The sequence below is a fragment of the Bifidobacterium minimum genome, assembly GCF_000741645.1.
Taxonomy (GTDB): Bacteria; Actinomycetota; Actinomycetes; order Actinomycetales; family Bifidobacteriaceae; genus Bifidobacterium; species Bifidobacterium minimum.
In genome coordinates this window covers 1-14,650 of record NZ_JGZD01000002.1, presented here as the reverse complement: position 1 = coordinate 14,650, position 14,650 = coordinate 1, and the positions used below count along the sequence as shown (strand labels likewise).

The following is a 14,650-nucleotide window of genomic DNA, read 5'->3' as shown; positions in this document are numbered from 1 at the left end:
CGAATACCAGACGCAACCCATAGCACACGCATGCCGCGTTCTCCCCGGGCAACGCGACCACGTACCGCATGTTCGAGAACGGGAACGAGACCACCAGGCAATGCACGCCCACCCGATCCCCGCCTATCACGGCCTGCGCCACGCCGAAATCGACCTGCGCCTCACCCGGATGCCACGCCAACTCCATGAACCCATCCGAACCCAGGCGATGCTCTTGGCGCCACCGTTTCACATACCGTTGCACCACCGAATACGAGCCATCGAACCCGTGCTCGGTAACCAGCCGGTCAAACACACGCTTGGCGGTATGCCGCTGCTTGCCCGGCATGAACCGGTCCGCAGCCAGCCACCCGTCAACCACCGGCCTGAACGCGTCAAGCTTCGAGGCCCTGACCGTAGCCGAAACCGGCTTGGGTGAGCAATCCTGCTTCCCTGCGTATTTCCTGACCGTGTCCCGCGACACGCTCACCTCCCTGGCTATCCGCCGCCACGACATGCCACGGGCGTCAAGCACTCTGATACGTTGTTGTTTGGACACCGGTACCGTCATTCCTTTCCTTTCCCGAGAACCAATACCTTCAACTCGGGAAACTACAACAGGCAGGACGGGCCGGTGTTCACACACACGCTCAAATGGACTAAATCCTGCCGCTCACACGGACGAAACCCACACGCACAACCGGCCCACAAACAAGTGAACACACACACCGGTGCCGTGGGCCCGTCCAGGCGGCGGGTCCACGCCGTTGTTCGAGGCGATGGTCGTGGAGCCGGTGAAAAGCCGGCCGGTCGCGGGCATGGCCGGGCGGGTCGGCGACCATGACACGGGATTGTGGCGGTTCATCGGACATGATGTGGACCAGGCCCGCCTGTACGAGGATCACACGGGCGTGGGGGCGATCGGCATCGACGGGACCAGCCGCGAAGGCCACCGGTACATCACCGCGCTCGCCGATCCGGCGGAGCGCAACGAGGAGGGCCTGACCGGGCTCCGGCTGGAGACCCAGGCATAACCTGCGGAAACAACGGGTCAGGACCGGACGCGCCCGCCGGATGCGCGGGACCTCCGGGACATCCACGCCACCGGCACGGGCCGGATGCAGGCCGAGGCCGGGTTCGAGACATGGTGCTCGTGGGTGATGCACTCCCGTGCGGAACCCATGAAAACCCTCGCCCGCCGGATCCGTCGTCACTGGCGGGACATCCTCGCGTATGTCGACCACCGGTGCACCAACGCGATCCTCGAGGGATTGAACGGCATCATCCAACACGTCAAAACCCGAGCCCGCGGCTTGCGCGACATGGACCACTTCTCCACGATGATCCACCTGACCCGCGGCAAGCTCGACCTAGCCACCGTCACCATATAACCAGCCCCACCCACACCAAACAGCGAAAGGCCGTACTTTCAATAACTAATTAGCGGCGTCTATTGCTATCAGATTAAGAGAACGTCCATAATGTACGATAGTCGAAACTTATGTAGTGCACGAGCGGTATTGTTCTCGGCATCGAAGTTGCGTTATAAATGTTTCGAAACGGTATCATTCATAAACAATGCTTGACCATTATTAATCACGGCGAATGTTCGGTGATACTTTATGGGCAATCTCCTTAGCATATCAATATTGTTTAAGAATGGTTTTAGCCAATTTTTAATGGTCATATGGTTGTTGACTGATTTGTCAATTTCATCCTGATCGAGATGTTCAACCCTGATCTTAGATGCATTGAGCTCAGCATGTTCCATTATTGGAGCGGAGGGGCGCTCAGTCAAAGATTGATGAGTATTTATTGCTTTAGGGACTCTTGGAGAATTGATCAAAGTCCTCGACGCGGCTTGCAACTTGGCCGTTGACATTGTTCCGGCATAATGTTGGTTTGGGAGCAGGATCGACTGTTTAGACCGTGCGTAGCTCGAACTGGTCAAGTTCGGTGAAGCAGCGTCTGTATATCAGTATCATGATCAGGGTGTCTCCGATTATGGTGATCGAGCTGAGTGCGGCAAGGACGACGAACTGGTATTTTGCCGCTTCGAGTGGATCTCCTCCTGCTATGATCTGGCCCGCCATCATTCCCGGTATGAGTACGATGCCGCTTGAAGCAAGCTGTGCGATCGTAGGGATGAGGCCCAGTTTCGCCGAGGCGATGATTGATGGTTTCGCTGCCTCGAAGGGGGTCGCACCCATGCTGAGGTAGACCTCAACCTCATATTCCCGGGCTTTCATATCGGAGAAGAATCGGCTCATAGCAACGGCGATTGCAGCGACGAGATTGCCAAGCATCATGCCGGTCACAGGAATCAGAATCTGCGGGGCGTACCATGGCGATGGCGCGATGATGAGTTCGCTGACGACGCTGTCGACGATGAGCACACTCACCATCAAGGTCAGTAGCACTGGCATCACCAGGCCTCGCGGAATTCCATCTGCACGGGTGAGCGTGATCTGCACGGCAGCGATGACCATGAAAACCATCAGTGCCAGGACAATCCACGGGTTGTTGGCTTCGATGACGTATTTGATGATGTAGCCCATGGCCAGTAGCTGCAGTAGTGAGCGCAGGGTCGACCAGATCATGGATTTTGCGATTCCCAGTCTCATGACGACGGTCAGGATGGCAGCCAGGGCAACCAGCAGAAAAGTCACGGAGAGTCCGAATATGTTGATGTCATACACGGCGCCTGCAGTATGCGAAGCGATAATCATTCCATCTCCTGTCGTGACAGCCTGCCATGTGCGAGGCTAAGAATCCTGGAGGCCCGTCCATCTGAATTTCTGTGCCGGACTCGCAACACCGCCATTCCCGTGTGAGTTGCCGCGTTTTGCAGCATGGCGCCGACCTTGTCGGAACTATCTGGATCTAACCCCGCATCCACCTCATCACTGAGCAGGACTTTCGGCTGGAGCATCAGGCTGCGCAGCAGACACACCCGTGCCTGCTGCCCAACGGATAGCATTGCGGGGTTGCGGACAAGCTCCACATCATCCAACCCCAGTTCGTCCAACCCATTTCTGATCTGCTTGGCAACAGGCTTTGCCGTTTGCGGTCTCAAGCCTTTAGCGTTCCTGTTGATTGAAAAGCCGAAGGGAAGCAGCACCGCATCAAGAACGGTATCAGAAGTCAGCACAGGCCTTTGGGGGAGATATACGACATTGCGCCTCCAGCTTTCGGGTGTGAAGCTGCTGCTGTCTCTCCCCTCGAGTGTCAGCTTCGCTGAAGCATGTGGGTCAAGCAGTGCCAATGCCATGAGCACATGTGATTTGCCCGAACCAGAGGGTCCCGTGAGATCGACGATCTCGCCTCGCTCAAGATGAAGAGACAGGTTGGAGAACAGGGCTTTCCCGTTCTGTTGTGATGAATCCTGTTTAAACACGCACGACAGGGCATGCGCCGAGAAGTAGCTCACTTGTTGTTTCCTTTCGATTCGGTCGGATCGACTGTCAATCGCAGCGTAATCTCCATCGTCGTTCCGGATGATGATGTTGAAAGAACACGAATGGTTCCTTGGTAGCGGGACAAGATATCGCGCGTCAGGGCCAGTCCCAGACCATACCCTTGGTGTTCGGATTCCACATCGGAACGTGCAAAGCGCGCGAACCACTGTTCGGGATTTCCTTCCATTCCCGTTCCTTGGTCCCGAACCGTCACGACTGCTTTGTCTTGTGCAGCATGCAGTGTCACTTCTATGTTCGTGTGATGCGGTGAATGGACGATTGCATTGTCAAGCACGGCGACAAGACAACGTTCGATTCCCGTTTCTTCGCACAAGACGAGAACGGTGGCTGAGGGTGATGCGAAATGGATCGCAACCTCACGCTGCTCAGCAAGCACATCGATTGACTCAAGGGCGTGTGTGATTGCCTGGGATAGATTCACTGCGTGCGGGCTGGTAGCGCCGCGTGCCGCCAGCAAGAGGTCGTTGATGATGATGTCCATTCGTGACACGTCATTTGTCAATTCCTTCAGCAGAGGATCGATGGGTTTTCCGAGTCGCAGGCGACGCTCGATGAGTTCGCTACGAGCGTTGATTATTGCAAGTGGCGTTTTCAATTCGTGACTCGCGTCTGCTACGAAGTTACGTTGCAGCCGTATGGCCTGATCCAACGGCCTGATCTCTTCGCGGGATAGAAACCATGCAACCATCCCTGTGGTGATGATGATTCCAGCGACAAAGAGAATGATGAAGATTATTGCCTTTTCGGAGTCTATGATCAAGCTGCCGTGGAAGAGAGCTCCCGAGGTTACCTCGTTGGGGCTGAAGCCGCGTTCGCTGAGTTCATGTCGCGAACCTAGAATGACGCCAATGACCAGCAGAAGTGCTCCGAGAATCGCAATTGCACTCATTGCCAGCATCATCCGTATGCTGATTGATCGTATGGCTTTCATCCCGGATGTCTTGCGCTCGACCTGTGCATCTGATTCGTTATTAGGTCTCATATGGGGTCGCTTTCCATGGGGTTGCCGAGGCAATATCCCTTTCCTCGAACTGTCATGATCAATCCTTTGACTGTCTTCTGTCTGATATAGAAAACATAGGTATCAATGGTTCCCTCCCCAGCATCACGGCTGAAAGCAGCCATGAGCAATTCTTTTCTTGTGAAGACCCGGTCAGGATTGATGCACAGCGCCTTCAGCAATGAAGCTTCCGCAGGAGATAACTGGATGTTTATTCCCGACGGCGACTCGATGAGCCTCGGTGCTCCTTGAATGTCCAATCGCCAATCGCGTGACTCTGCTGCTGTGCCTGATATCCGCGCAGCAATGATCGTATGCGTGCGTTGAGTTCCTCGAAACGGAATGGTTTGGAAAGATAATCATTGGCACCTGCATCCAATCCTGAGACGATCTCTTCCGTACTTGAAAGAGCGGTGAGCATCAGCATGGGAACGGTGATGCCTTCCCTCCGTGCCGAACGCACAAAATCCAACCCATCCATATCAGGCAGTCGTCGATCGACAACCACTGCATCATAGGGATTCATGCCAAACTCGTGGATGGCTGCCTTTCCCGTTGTAACCCAATGCGCACGGTAATCGTCCTCAAGGAGTTCCATGAGAATCCCTCCCATCTGCGGATCATCCTCAATGAGCAGAAGGCTGGGTTGGAGCAGCTTGATTGGGTCTGACAATGCGTACCGGCTGTGACTATCATCAAGTTCATTCATATTTCAGCCCTCCACCGATGCCGGTATTACTTCGTTTCGATTTCTTCACTTCTTGACAGCCAAGACGTAAAAGCCTTGAATGCCAATGGAAGAATCGAAATGAGCACGATGCACAAGCACACTATTTCGATATGATTCGATATCAGCGGGATACGACCAAGAGTATACCCCATGCTTGGAAGTGCAACGCCCCAGATAACTGCCCCGACAAGGTTCGCGATGATGAAACGGCGATGATTGAAATGCGTCATGCCTATGACGAAGGGAACAAAGGTTCTCAATATGGGCACGAATCTCGCCAGGATGATCGCCCGGCTGCCGTAATCATCGAAGAAGCGCTGTGCTCGCTTGATGCGATTTCTATTTTTCCCCTGCACCCAGGATTTAATCCGGCGAATGTTTCCGCTGTGCTTCCCGGTCTCATACCCGGCTTGGTCTCCGATGAAGGCAGCCACCGATACTATGAGACAGATGATCCACAATGGCATTCCTGATACGGGTGAGTCAGCCAGCGTCATTGACGCGGAAACCATGCCAAGCAGGAAAACTAGGGAATCTCCGGGAAGAAAAAATCCTATCAGCAGACCGGATTCTGCGAAGATGATGAATGCGCAGGCTGCAAGTGCCCAAGGCCCTGCTGCTGCAATAACGAATGCCGGGCTAAGAAAAGATAGCATATTCAAGTTCTTCTTGAGTACCTTTTATACTGTCACCGACATAATCCCAGTATGGCGCTAAGCAAACGCTAAGAATTGAATGCCAGACAGCGCAGACACGTACAGAAATGATTCTTGGAGAATTCTTGGTATTTCAATGCAACACTTGAACGCATGAATAATCCTTTCGTCATGTCGTTGTCTCGGCTGCCTTGGACCAGGCGGCTGCTCCTCTTAGTGACAGCATTGGCTCTCATTTGCATCATTCCTATCGGAGACGCATTGAAAAGAAGTCAGTCTATCACGAATCACGAGATGAAGATACTTGAACAATTCCAAAAAGCTCCACATTTGTTGCTGGCTATCTCAACAGGCTTTGGACAGGCTTTCTCGATTGCGGGGACTGCACTGATAGTTTCACTTTCTCTGCTCTATTTGGTTTGGACCCAGCGTGGCTGGGTCCAACCTTTGAGGGGTGCCATAATCGCCGTCACTCCAATGATGGTGACGCTCGTGGTAAAGGTTATCGTCGATCGTAGCCGTCCAGGAACATCCCTCGGGAATCTGGAGAACGATCCAAGCTTTCCAAGCGGACATGTCGCGGCTTCGATAAGCTGCGTGGCGCTGCTGTTTCTGATCATGCAGTTGCGTCACGTCCGCGAATCGTCAAGAGGGAACAGATATTTTCTGAGGCTCGCCGTATCGGTGATTCTGATGCTCATTCCAGTGATGACTGCAGTCTCCAGACTGATATTGGGCGTCCACTATCCCAGCGACGTAGCGGCTTCTCTGATTCTCAACGCCCTGCTGGCAGCAAGCATGGGAGTCATAACACAACAAGAGATAATGGCAGGTCCACTGCATTAATATCGATGGATAAAACGACACAACCAACAAAATTATCTTAAGATCTCAGGTGAAACTAACAGAGTAGTACATTATACGGTGATAATCATATCCAGCCAAAGCGGAATTCAAATTAACTACGTATAACCTACATGCATTCTTGATATGTTTCATCCCCCGCTTCTAAATCGAATCTGGATGATGAGGTTCGATGCACATCCACATGTAGCCGTTGGATCCGCTGGCTGCTGTTTACCAGACATTAAGAACAGGGATATCTGGGTCTGAATCTTGGCTGATTCGACTCCTTACTTTACTCAAGTGCGCTATTTCTGCCTGCCAGCTTCTTACGTGCGTCAGTGGTTCTCACTGCTCTTTTCCACCCATCTTTCGGAATGGTTCACCATCGTACTCTGAACTGGCTATCTCATATTTCTTGGCCTTTCGCTGTTTGGTGTGGGTGGGGCTGGTTATATGGTGACGGTGGCTAGGTCGAGCTTGCCGCGGGTCAGGTAGATCATCGTGGAGAAGTAGTCCATGTCGCGCAAGCCGCGGGCTCGGGTTTTGACGTGTTGGATGATGCCGTTCAATCCCTCGAGGATCGCGTTGGTGCACCGGTGGTCGACATACGCGAGGATGTCCCGCCAGTGACGACGGATCCGGCGGGCGAGGGTTTTCATGGGTTCCGGACGGGAGTGCATCATCCACGAGCACCATGTCCGGAACCCGGCCTCGGCCTGCATCCGGCCCGTGCCGGTGGCGTGGATGTCCTGGAGGGTCCCGCGCATCCGGCGGGCGCGTCCGGTCCTGACCCGTTGTTTCCGCAGGTTATGCCTGGGTCTCCAGCCGGAGCCCGGTCAGGCCCTCCTCGTTGCGCAGCCACGGGTATCTCGTGCGCCTGAGCAGGGGGTCGCGCCCGGCCTGCGTCCTGCGGACCTTGTCGACGGCCCCGTTGGCGTGCCTGACCACATGGAACCTGTCGATCACCCTGGCGGCGTCGGGCGGGTGTTCGCGGATGCCCTTGGCGAACCCCGGGCTCATGTCGCGGGTGACCGGTGTCACCCGGTTCGGGTCACCGTTGTGGTCCATGAAATCCACCGCGAACCGTTCGACGGTGTTCGCGTCCCTGCCGGGCACCACGCGGATCACGTCGCGCTGCGCCGGATCGGCGAGCACGGTGATGCACCGGTGGCCTTTGCGGCTGGTCCCGTCGATGCCGATCGCCCCCACGCCCGTGTGATCCTCGTACAGGCGGGCCTGGTCCACATAATGTCCGATGAACCGCCACGATCCCGTGTCATGGTCGCCGACCCGCCCGGCCATGCCCGCGACCGGCCGGCTTTTCGCCGGCTCCACGACCATCGCCCCGAACAACAGCGTGGACCCGCCGCCTGGACGGGCCCACGGCACCGGCACCGCACGCACGCCGTGCTCGGGGCATGATACGCGCGGCACGCCCGCGTGGATGAACGCCTCGTACCGGAAGAAGTTCAAGCGCCGCCACACCCGGTCCCTGACATCATGCATCGGGCACGCCTCCCGCCCGCACCCCGCATGCGGGCAAGAAAAACACGAGCCGGGCTCGAATCCGATCGTGATGTGCAATTCGCGTCTGCCGCCCTCCCCGTCACGCAACTCCACACCCGAAACCCTCCAAGGATCAGGCGACTGCAAGGCGGCGGTGAACAACAACGTGGTATCCATACCCCCAAACTACCCGCCAGCCACCTCCACCCGACCAGCCCACCCACACCAAACAGCGAAAAGCCGAAAATTTTCAATTTTCCAGAGCAAAGTAGGCTTGGCAAGCATTGCTATACCAAGAACCACCAGAGCTATTCCGTAAAGATGAACCATACCGGCCAATCATACTGCGCATCAAGCTATACCATCACGGGTCCCTGGGTTCTGTCGATATGCGACACCGTCTACGGGGATTGCTCGCGTTCCGACTCCGGAGAGGATGCTGCAATCATGGTGAAGGCCTGAACGCATACGACCGGAGACGAGCGGATGGACGAGATGACTGGGCATCGAGTATGCGTCCGATCTCGGCGAGGACGTCACCGAAATCCGTGACGCCGTTATGAAAACGTTCGACAAGCTCGACATCGATCGTCTCGATCTCCTCCTTTCCCCCACTTTCTCGGCGCAATGGTCTCCACAAAGGGGATGGCACCGGTCTACGCAGGATACTCATGTCCAAGTTGGACGATGCCCTCGAACCTTTGCGAAGGATTCTCATCGAACTGGGGAAAAATGCAATTGATTCGCAAATCTTCGCCCAATTCTCAACCCAATTCTCAGAAGCGGTCATGCTGGCCCTCGTCAATTCGACTCTCGAAGAATATGCTCGACCGTCTCTATCGGCTCAGCACTGACATCAATGCCACGTGGGATCCCGCCACTCTGGACTGGATCCGACCCCTTATGTCTTGAATACAGGAGCCACAATCCCATGCGGAAGACCACTTGTGGAGGACACCCGCGAACAACTTCATCACCAACGAGCAGACGCCTCGATAAAGACCTCCCGGTTCCTCGCAACCCCGCAGAATAGCACGGCGCAGCGCGAATGAATTCATGTCGCGGCAGAAAGGCACTCGAGAATGAGCAGAACAATCTCCACCATAGCAAAGGGCGTGCTGGCGGCAGCCACCGCACTTTGCCTGATGACGGGTCTGGCCCAGCCGGCGTCTGCGGTAGGGGACAGCAATTCGACCCTACTGAACGCGGACTCCAGCGATGCCTTCGAGAATACCGATGGAATCGCCCATGCGGCCTGGTTGACCGTTTCGGACGGCAACGTCGACGCGGCATACACAACGCATAAAACCAGCTCGACCTCTTCCTCCATCATCAACCTTGACAACTTCTCGAACCTATCGGTGACCTACAGCGTCACCAACACCTCAGACGAGGCGAAAACGGTCAACTCCATCCTCGCGCTGCCCTGGTATTACGAAGTCAATCTGTCGGCCAGTTCCCCCATAATCAAGGTCGATGCGAAGAATGCATCACTGACGAATGACGGTCTGACCTTCGACGAGGGGACGGACGCCTCCGCCATAAGCGTTGGATATTCGGGAAAGAGCGGCGAATACACCACGTATTCAGACTACGCCGGACAATACGGGATATCCGACCTGAAGGCCCTGCAATTCAAGGGAACGATGCAGGCGGGTGAAAATAGAGCATCACCATTCCGTTAACGCTGACCAACAAGGACTCGGTCGACATCACGCGCGCAGGAGGCGGCGCCGAAATCTCAGACTTCTTCTACACCCCTTCCCGCGGTGGCGGAGACTTGAAATTCTCGTTCCAGCGTCAGGCCCTGGACAAGGCCGGAGACCCCATGCTGAGCGCCACCGGACAGTACCTCGGCACCACGTACGACACGACGACGAAAACATACACCACCGTCCCCGACTGCGTGCAGAAGGCCATGGCTCAGCAAAGTCTTTCCGACTTCACTATCGATAATTTCGGCCTTTCGAACTGGGTCGATGCGACCACCGACCCCACGCTCTATACCCGCGGACGATACAAGCTGGATCTCAGCAGAATCAGAGAAAGCGTCAGCGGCGTGGGATACTCGGTGGAAGTCGACAAAACCACCGGCAAACTGGTTGATTCATACACCTATTCGGTACCGTCAGCGGGATCGAGCGGCGTCACGGTCGTCGACGCGAACGGCGATCCCGTTGCCGTCGACACAGGAAAGATCGGAACCGTTTACGTCGCGCTGCGTCCCGTCATCATTCCGAGCGACGTCGATGCCGTCATCACGACCGGCGACTCCGTCGACGCATTGAAGACCCGTCTCATCGAGTCCATCAAGGATCACGACGGCAAAACCGTTCCGCTGACATCGAGCGACGTGACCATCGACACGTCGAAGGTGGACAACACGAAGCCCGGACAGTATCCGATCACCTACACCTACGTTCCCGACGGCGTCTCGTACACCGTGGAAGTCACCGTCAAGGCGCCCGCCGCCGAGGTCTATACCGTTTCCTTCGATTCGAGAGGCGGATCGTCCGTCCAGTCCGAGCGCGTGACCTCCGGAGACAAGGCGACAAAACCGGCGGATCCCACGAGGAACGGCTACACCTTCGCCGGATGGAACACCAAATCCGACGGCACTGGCGACACCTATGATTTCACCAAGCCCGTGACCGAAAACACCGTTCTCTACGCGCAATGGAAGGCCGACGCCGGTGCGGACACCGCATCTGCGGACACCGCGTCCACGAACACCGGTGCGGCCGCGGACGCCGCCCTGGCGCACACGGGCTCTTCCGTCACCGGCTTCATTCCGGCGATAATCGCATTCGCGGTATCCGGAATGGCCGTCACGTCATTCATCAGACGGAGGCGCATCCGCCTTTAGTGGACCCATGGCCGCGGCAGGCCATCCGTAGGGGGTGCCCGCTGATCGCAGGTTCCGCTGAAAGGACGAGGGTCCTTGGAAACAATCGTTTCCAAGGACCCTCTTGTCATGCCGCACGGCATCCTCCGATGGCGTTCACCGGTAAGAAGCGGCGTTCTCTAGTCAGTGACGTAGGGAGCGATACTGACTGACGATCCTCGCGTCATGCCTCATTCATCGACGTCAGTTCACGCACTGTTCATTCCGCGCCGCCGAACCTGCCGAACCATCCCCCGTAGCATGGAAGCGGCAGCAAGGAGCCCTCCATGACACCATCAGAGCCAGAGCCGGAGGCGGCATCACGCCGTCCTCCCCAATCCTCGAACAACGGCGCCACCACCAGCGGGAAGAATCAGACCGCACGAATGACGTCAGCCGAGAAGAAATGGGTGATCTACGATGTCGGCAATTCCGCATTCGTGCTGATGTCGACGGCCGTCGTACCGATATACGCCAACTCGTTGCTGAAGGCCGCGGGACGAACCGACATCGTATCCACCTGGGGATACGCGCAGACCATAGCGTCACTGATCATCGCCCTGCTGATGCCGATCCTGGGATCCATCGCCGACGTCCAGGGAATGAAGATCAGGTTCTTCATCGGCTTCTTCGGCACGGGCGTCATCACGACATGCGCCCTCGCCCTGCCGCTGACCTGGCTGCCGTTCCTTATCGTCTATGTGATCGCCACGATCGGGCTCAACGGCTCCCTGACCTTCTATGACTCGATGCTGATCGACACCACCACCAACGACCGCATGGACAAGGTGTCCTCGCATGGCTTCGGCTGGGGGTACATAGGCTCCACCATTCCGTTCATGCTGTGCCTCGCGCTGATATTCGGCGGTCCCCATACGCTCGGCTGGAGCACGGCCGCCTGCACGCGAGCATCCTTCCTCATCGTCGCGGTCTGGTGGCTGATCTTCACGATTCCTCTGCTGACAAGCTACCGCCAGAGGCACTACCGGACCACCGCCGACCATATGGGTGAGGCGATCCATGGGACGCTGCATGAGATCGGAACCACCTTCCGGAACATCATGCGCAACAAGCCGTTGTGGATGTTCATGATCGCGTTCTTCCTTTATATCGACGCGGTCAATACGGTCATCTCCATGAGCACGTCCTATGGAACGCAGCTCGGCATAGACTCCACGCAGCTCGTCATCGCGCTGCTCGTCACCCAGTTCGTGGCCTTCCCCTGCTCGCTCGCCTACGGTCGCCTGGCGAGGATCTTCAGCGCGAAGACCATGATCGTCGCAGGAGTGGTAGCCTACATGTGCATCGTGCTCTTCGCCGCGTTCTTCCTTCGATCCGCCACCGAATTCTGGATCCTCGCCATCTCCGTCGGCGTCTTTCAGGGAGGAATCCAGGCACTGTCGCGCTCGTACTACGGCAAGCTCATTCCCAAGAACCGGGCGAACGAATACTACGGCTTCTACGACGTGTTCGGCAAGACGGCCAGCATTCTCGGCACGCTACTCGTCGCCACCATCACCAGCGCCACGGGCAACCCCTCGATAGGCGTCCTCAGCATTGCCATCCTGCTGACTGGCGCCCTCGTCTTCCTCACCCTGCAGAAGGACCCAACTGTCAAACCATAACCAGCTTGACGCCGACTATTCGTCGTCGCACCTCTGCCACATAGTTCAAATTCAGCTGCCGAAGATATCATTGTCCTTGCCTACTAGCACGCGAAGGAGTGTCCTTGCCTGATATTGATGCACTGCCGAGAGCGCGGTTCGGCTTCCCTGGCCGGATACGCGATGAGCTTGTCGCTTCAATCCTGGCCGGACACAAGACTTCGACGGCGAGTCTGCTCGTCGAGTTCGAACAAGCCCATGCTCTTTTGCCGCAACCTGGCGAGCGCTCCGTTCTGGTCGATTCGGCCGATCGTCGCGTGGCAATCCTCGTCGAGACCGCAGTCGAAACACGTCGGTTGGTCGATGTTGACGGCAACCACGCCCTGGCAGAGGGAGAGGACTACCGGGGTGCCGCAGACTGGCGAGCGGCTCACGAACGCTTTTGGTCGTCTCCTGAAATGCGTGAGGAGTTGCCGGACGGATTCAATCTCACCGATGACACACCTGTGGTCCTTGAGCGATTCAAGGTCGTCGAACGCCTTGACACCCTCATATTCAGAACCATTACACCCGATGATTACGAAGCATTGCACACGCTGTGGCTCAGCTGCAGCGAAATGGGACTCAACGACGTGGATGACTCACGCGAGGGGATTACTCGACTGCTGAAACGCAATCCCACTACATGCTTTGCCGCAGTGAACGAAAACGGAAAACCGGCGGGAGCAATCCTTGCTGGGAACGATGGACGCCGAGGGTTCATCTACCATCTCGTCGTACAGGAACGCGACCGCAGGCAAGGCATTGGTTCTCAGCTGGTGGATGCTGCCCTTGCGGCGCTGAATCATCTCGGCATCAGCAAAGTCGCACTGGTGGTATTTGCTCGGAACCACACGGCCAATGCTTTCTGGGAGAGCAAGGGATTTGCAACACGACCAGACATCATCTATCGCAACAGGCCGTTGGTGGCGGCCATTCGCCACGACACGTGAATGCTGGCGAATGCTCGTTGCGGGCTGACTTTATGGCCGAACTCGATGATAAGGGGCTGCGGACGTTTTCTTGGAGATGGTTTAGGCCGCTAGCCCTTGTTGCATTCTATAGTGTACGGGACTTTTCCATCCCAGGGATTGTTTGATACGCTCATGGTTGTACCAGTGCATGTACGTGTCGACGTGTTCCATGACTTGACGGCAGGTCAATTGTTCCCAGTGCTCGGGGTAGACGGCTTCGGTCTTCATGCGGCCGAAGAATCCCTCGGCCGCTGAGTTGTCCGGGGAGCAGCCCTTCCTGCTCATGGAGCGGATGATACCGTGCTCCTGGCAGATCCGGATCCATTCGGGCCACCGGTAGTGGCAGCCACGATCTGAGTGCACGATCACCCTGGTATCATCGGGCAGGGTTCCGATCGCCTTTCTGAGCATGGTGTTGGCCAATCGGGCGTTCGGATGCAGGCCTGTCGTGTAGGCGACGATCTTGCCGTCGTAACAGTCGATCATGGGCGATACATACACTTTGCCGTCACACGCCTTGATCTCGGTAATGTCGGTCAGCCACTTCATGTTCGGCCTGCAGGCACTGAAATCCCGGTTGATCAGGTTGTCGGGGGCTGGCGTGGTCTCACCCCGGTAGGAGCTGTAACGCCTGCGGTGGGGGATACGAGCCACCAGCCCTTCCTCTCTCATGATCCGGCGCACGATCTTCTCGGATACACGCAGATCCAAAGCGTGGTGGAGCCGACGGTAGCCGTAGCGTGAGGACGACTCCTTGAACAGTGCCCTCATACGCACTCGGATATCCGAGTACTTGTCATGCCCGGCACGGGCATGATGATAATGGTAGCTACTCAAGGGGATCATCAGCCTGCGAGTCAAACAGTTCAGTGAAAACATCGGGCGAGCCGGTCGAATGAGCCTGGTCTTCTCCCGGTTCGACAGGCGCCTCAGGCTGGCGCCTGGGTCTTTTT

At 56.5% G+C, this 14,650-nt stretch carries 16 protein-coding genes and 1 pseudogene; 8 read left to right on the top strand and 9 right to left on the bottom strand.

Annotated features, from left to right (window positions below; genetic code table 11):
- On the bottom strand, window positions 1–550 hold a 550-nt coding region (locus BMIN_RS00575; protein ID WP_034886212.1), incomplete at its 3' end, for an integrase.
- 223 nt (window positions 551–773) lie between these two features.
- Here BMIN_RS00575 and BMIN_RS00570 point away from each other — a divergent pair.
- Both BMIN_RS00570 and BMIN_RS00565 read left to right on the top strand, forming a co-directional pair.
- Window positions 774–1,013 carry a hypothetical protein gene (locus BMIN_RS00570; protein ID WP_156097288.1) on the top strand — a complete coding sequence of 80 codons (240 nt, stop codon included), beginning with the start codon at window positions 774–776 and terminating at the stop codon, window positions 1,011–1,013.
- 60 nt (window positions 1,014–1,073) lie between these two features.
- On the top strand, window positions 1,074–1,370 hold the full coding sequence (locus BMIN_RS00565; protein ID WP_274518310.1) for a transposase: 297 nt from the start codon (window positions 1,074–1,076) through the stop codon (window positions 1,368–1,370).
- A 531-nt stretch (window positions 1,371–1,901) separates the two neighbouring features.
- Here the strand turns inward: BMIN_RS00565 and BMIN_RS00560 are convergent.
- From BMIN_RS00560 to BMIN_RS00540, 6 genes are read right to left on the bottom strand one after another with little or no spacing between them, the layout of a single operon-like run.
- A complete protein-coding gene (locus BMIN_RS00560) occupies window positions 1,902–2,708 on the bottom strand; it encodes an ABC transporter permease (RefSeq protein ID WP_022861908.1) in 807 nt (268 codons plus the stop codon).
- The gene (locus BMIN_RS00555) at window positions 2,705–3,409 is read right to left on the bottom strand and encodes an ABC transporter ATP-binding protein (RefSeq protein ID WP_022861907.1); all 705 of its coding nucleotides are present in this window, start codon (window positions 3,407–3,409) and stop codon (window positions 2,705–2,707) included. The genes BMIN_RS00560 and BMIN_RS00555 overlap by 4 nt, the downstream gene beginning before the upstream one ends.
- Window positions 3,406–4,440 (bottom strand): sensor histidine kinase, encoded by a 1,035-nt coding sequence (locus BMIN_RS00550; protein WP_022861906.1) that lies wholly within the window; start codon window positions 4,438–4,440, stop codon window positions 3,406–3,408. The genes BMIN_RS00555 and BMIN_RS00550 overlap by 4 nt, the downstream gene beginning before the upstream one ends.
- Complete coding sequence (locus BMIN_RS08675) at window positions 4,437–4,718, bottom strand: winged helix-turn-helix domain-containing protein (protein ID WP_274518309.1); 282 nt, start codon at window positions 4,716–4,718, stop codon at window positions 4,437–4,439. Before BMIN_RS08675 ends, BMIN_RS00550 begins: the two co-directional genes overlap by 4 nt.
- A complete protein-coding gene (locus BMIN_RS00545; protein WP_051913476.1) occupies window positions 4,670–5,167 on the bottom strand; it encodes a response regulator transcription factor in 498 nt (165 codons plus the stop codon). Before BMIN_RS00545 ends, BMIN_RS08675 begins: the two co-directional genes overlap by 49 nt.
- Window positions 5,168–5,193: 26 nt before the next feature.
- The gene (locus BMIN_RS00540) at window positions 5,194–5,844 is read right to left on the bottom strand and encodes a DedA family protein (protein WP_022861904.1); all 651 of its coding nucleotides are present in this window, start codon (window positions 5,842–5,844) and stop codon (window positions 5,194–5,196) included.
- 114 nt (window positions 5,845–5,958) lie between these two features.
- Here BMIN_RS00540 and BMIN_RS00535 point away from each other — a divergent pair, with 114 nt between their 5' ends.
- Window positions 5,959–6,690 carry a phosphatase PAP2 family protein gene (locus BMIN_RS00535; protein ID WP_152595254.1) on the top strand — a complete coding sequence of 244 codons (732 nt, stop codon included), beginning with the start codon at window positions 5,959–5,961 and terminating at the stop codon, window positions 6,688–6,690.
- Between the two features lie 449 nt (window positions 6,691–7,139).
- Here the strand turns inward: BMIN_RS00535 and BMIN_RS08205 are convergent.
- Window positions 7,140–8,373 (bottom strand): annotated as a pseudogene (locus tag BMIN_RS08205) (ISL3 family transposase).
- A gap of 494 nt (window positions 8,374–8,867) precedes the next feature.
- On the opposite strand from BMIN_RS08205, the gene BMIN_RS08810 reads away from it, so the two are divergent.
- From BMIN_RS08810 to BMIN_RS08805, 5 genes are all read left to right on the top strand, one after another.
- Entirely contained in the window at window positions 8,868–9,050 is a 183-nt protein-coding gene (locus BMIN_RS08810) for a hypothetical protein (RefSeq protein ID WP_022861923.1), read from the top strand.
- Window positions 9,051–9,278: 228 nt separating this feature from the next.
- Window positions 9,279–9,881, top strand: a complete 603-nt coding sequence (locus tag BMIN_RS00510; protein ID WP_034886207.1) for a hypothetical protein — start codon at window positions 9,279–9,281, stop codon at window positions 9,879–9,881.
- A gap of 95 nt (window positions 9,882–9,976) precedes the next feature.
- A complete protein-coding gene (locus BMIN_RS00505) occupies window positions 9,977–11,062 on the top strand; it encodes an InlB B-repeat-containing protein (RefSeq protein WP_022861921.1) in 1,086 nt (361 codons plus the stop codon).
- Between the two features lie 404 nt (window positions 11,063–11,466).
- The gene (locus BMIN_RS00500) at window positions 11,467–12,705 is read left to right on the top strand and encodes an MFS transporter (protein WP_051126509.1); all 1,239 of its coding nucleotides are present in this window, start codon (window positions 11,467–11,469) and stop codon (window positions 12,703–12,705) included.
- A gap of 104 nt (window positions 12,706–12,809) precedes the next feature.
- Window positions 12,810–13,676 carry a GNAT family N-acetyltransferase gene (locus tag BMIN_RS08805; RefSeq protein ID WP_022861919.1) on the top strand — a complete coding sequence of 289 codons (867 nt, stop codon included), beginning with the start codon at window positions 12,810–12,812 and terminating at the stop codon, window positions 13,674–13,676.
- Window positions 13,677–13,757: 81 nt separating this feature from the next.
- Here BMIN_RS08805 and BMIN_RS00490 read toward each other — a convergent pair.
- The coding region (locus BMIN_RS00490) for an IS3 family transposase (protein WP_034886205.1) at window positions 13,758–14,650 on the bottom strand (893 nt) is incomplete at its 5' end.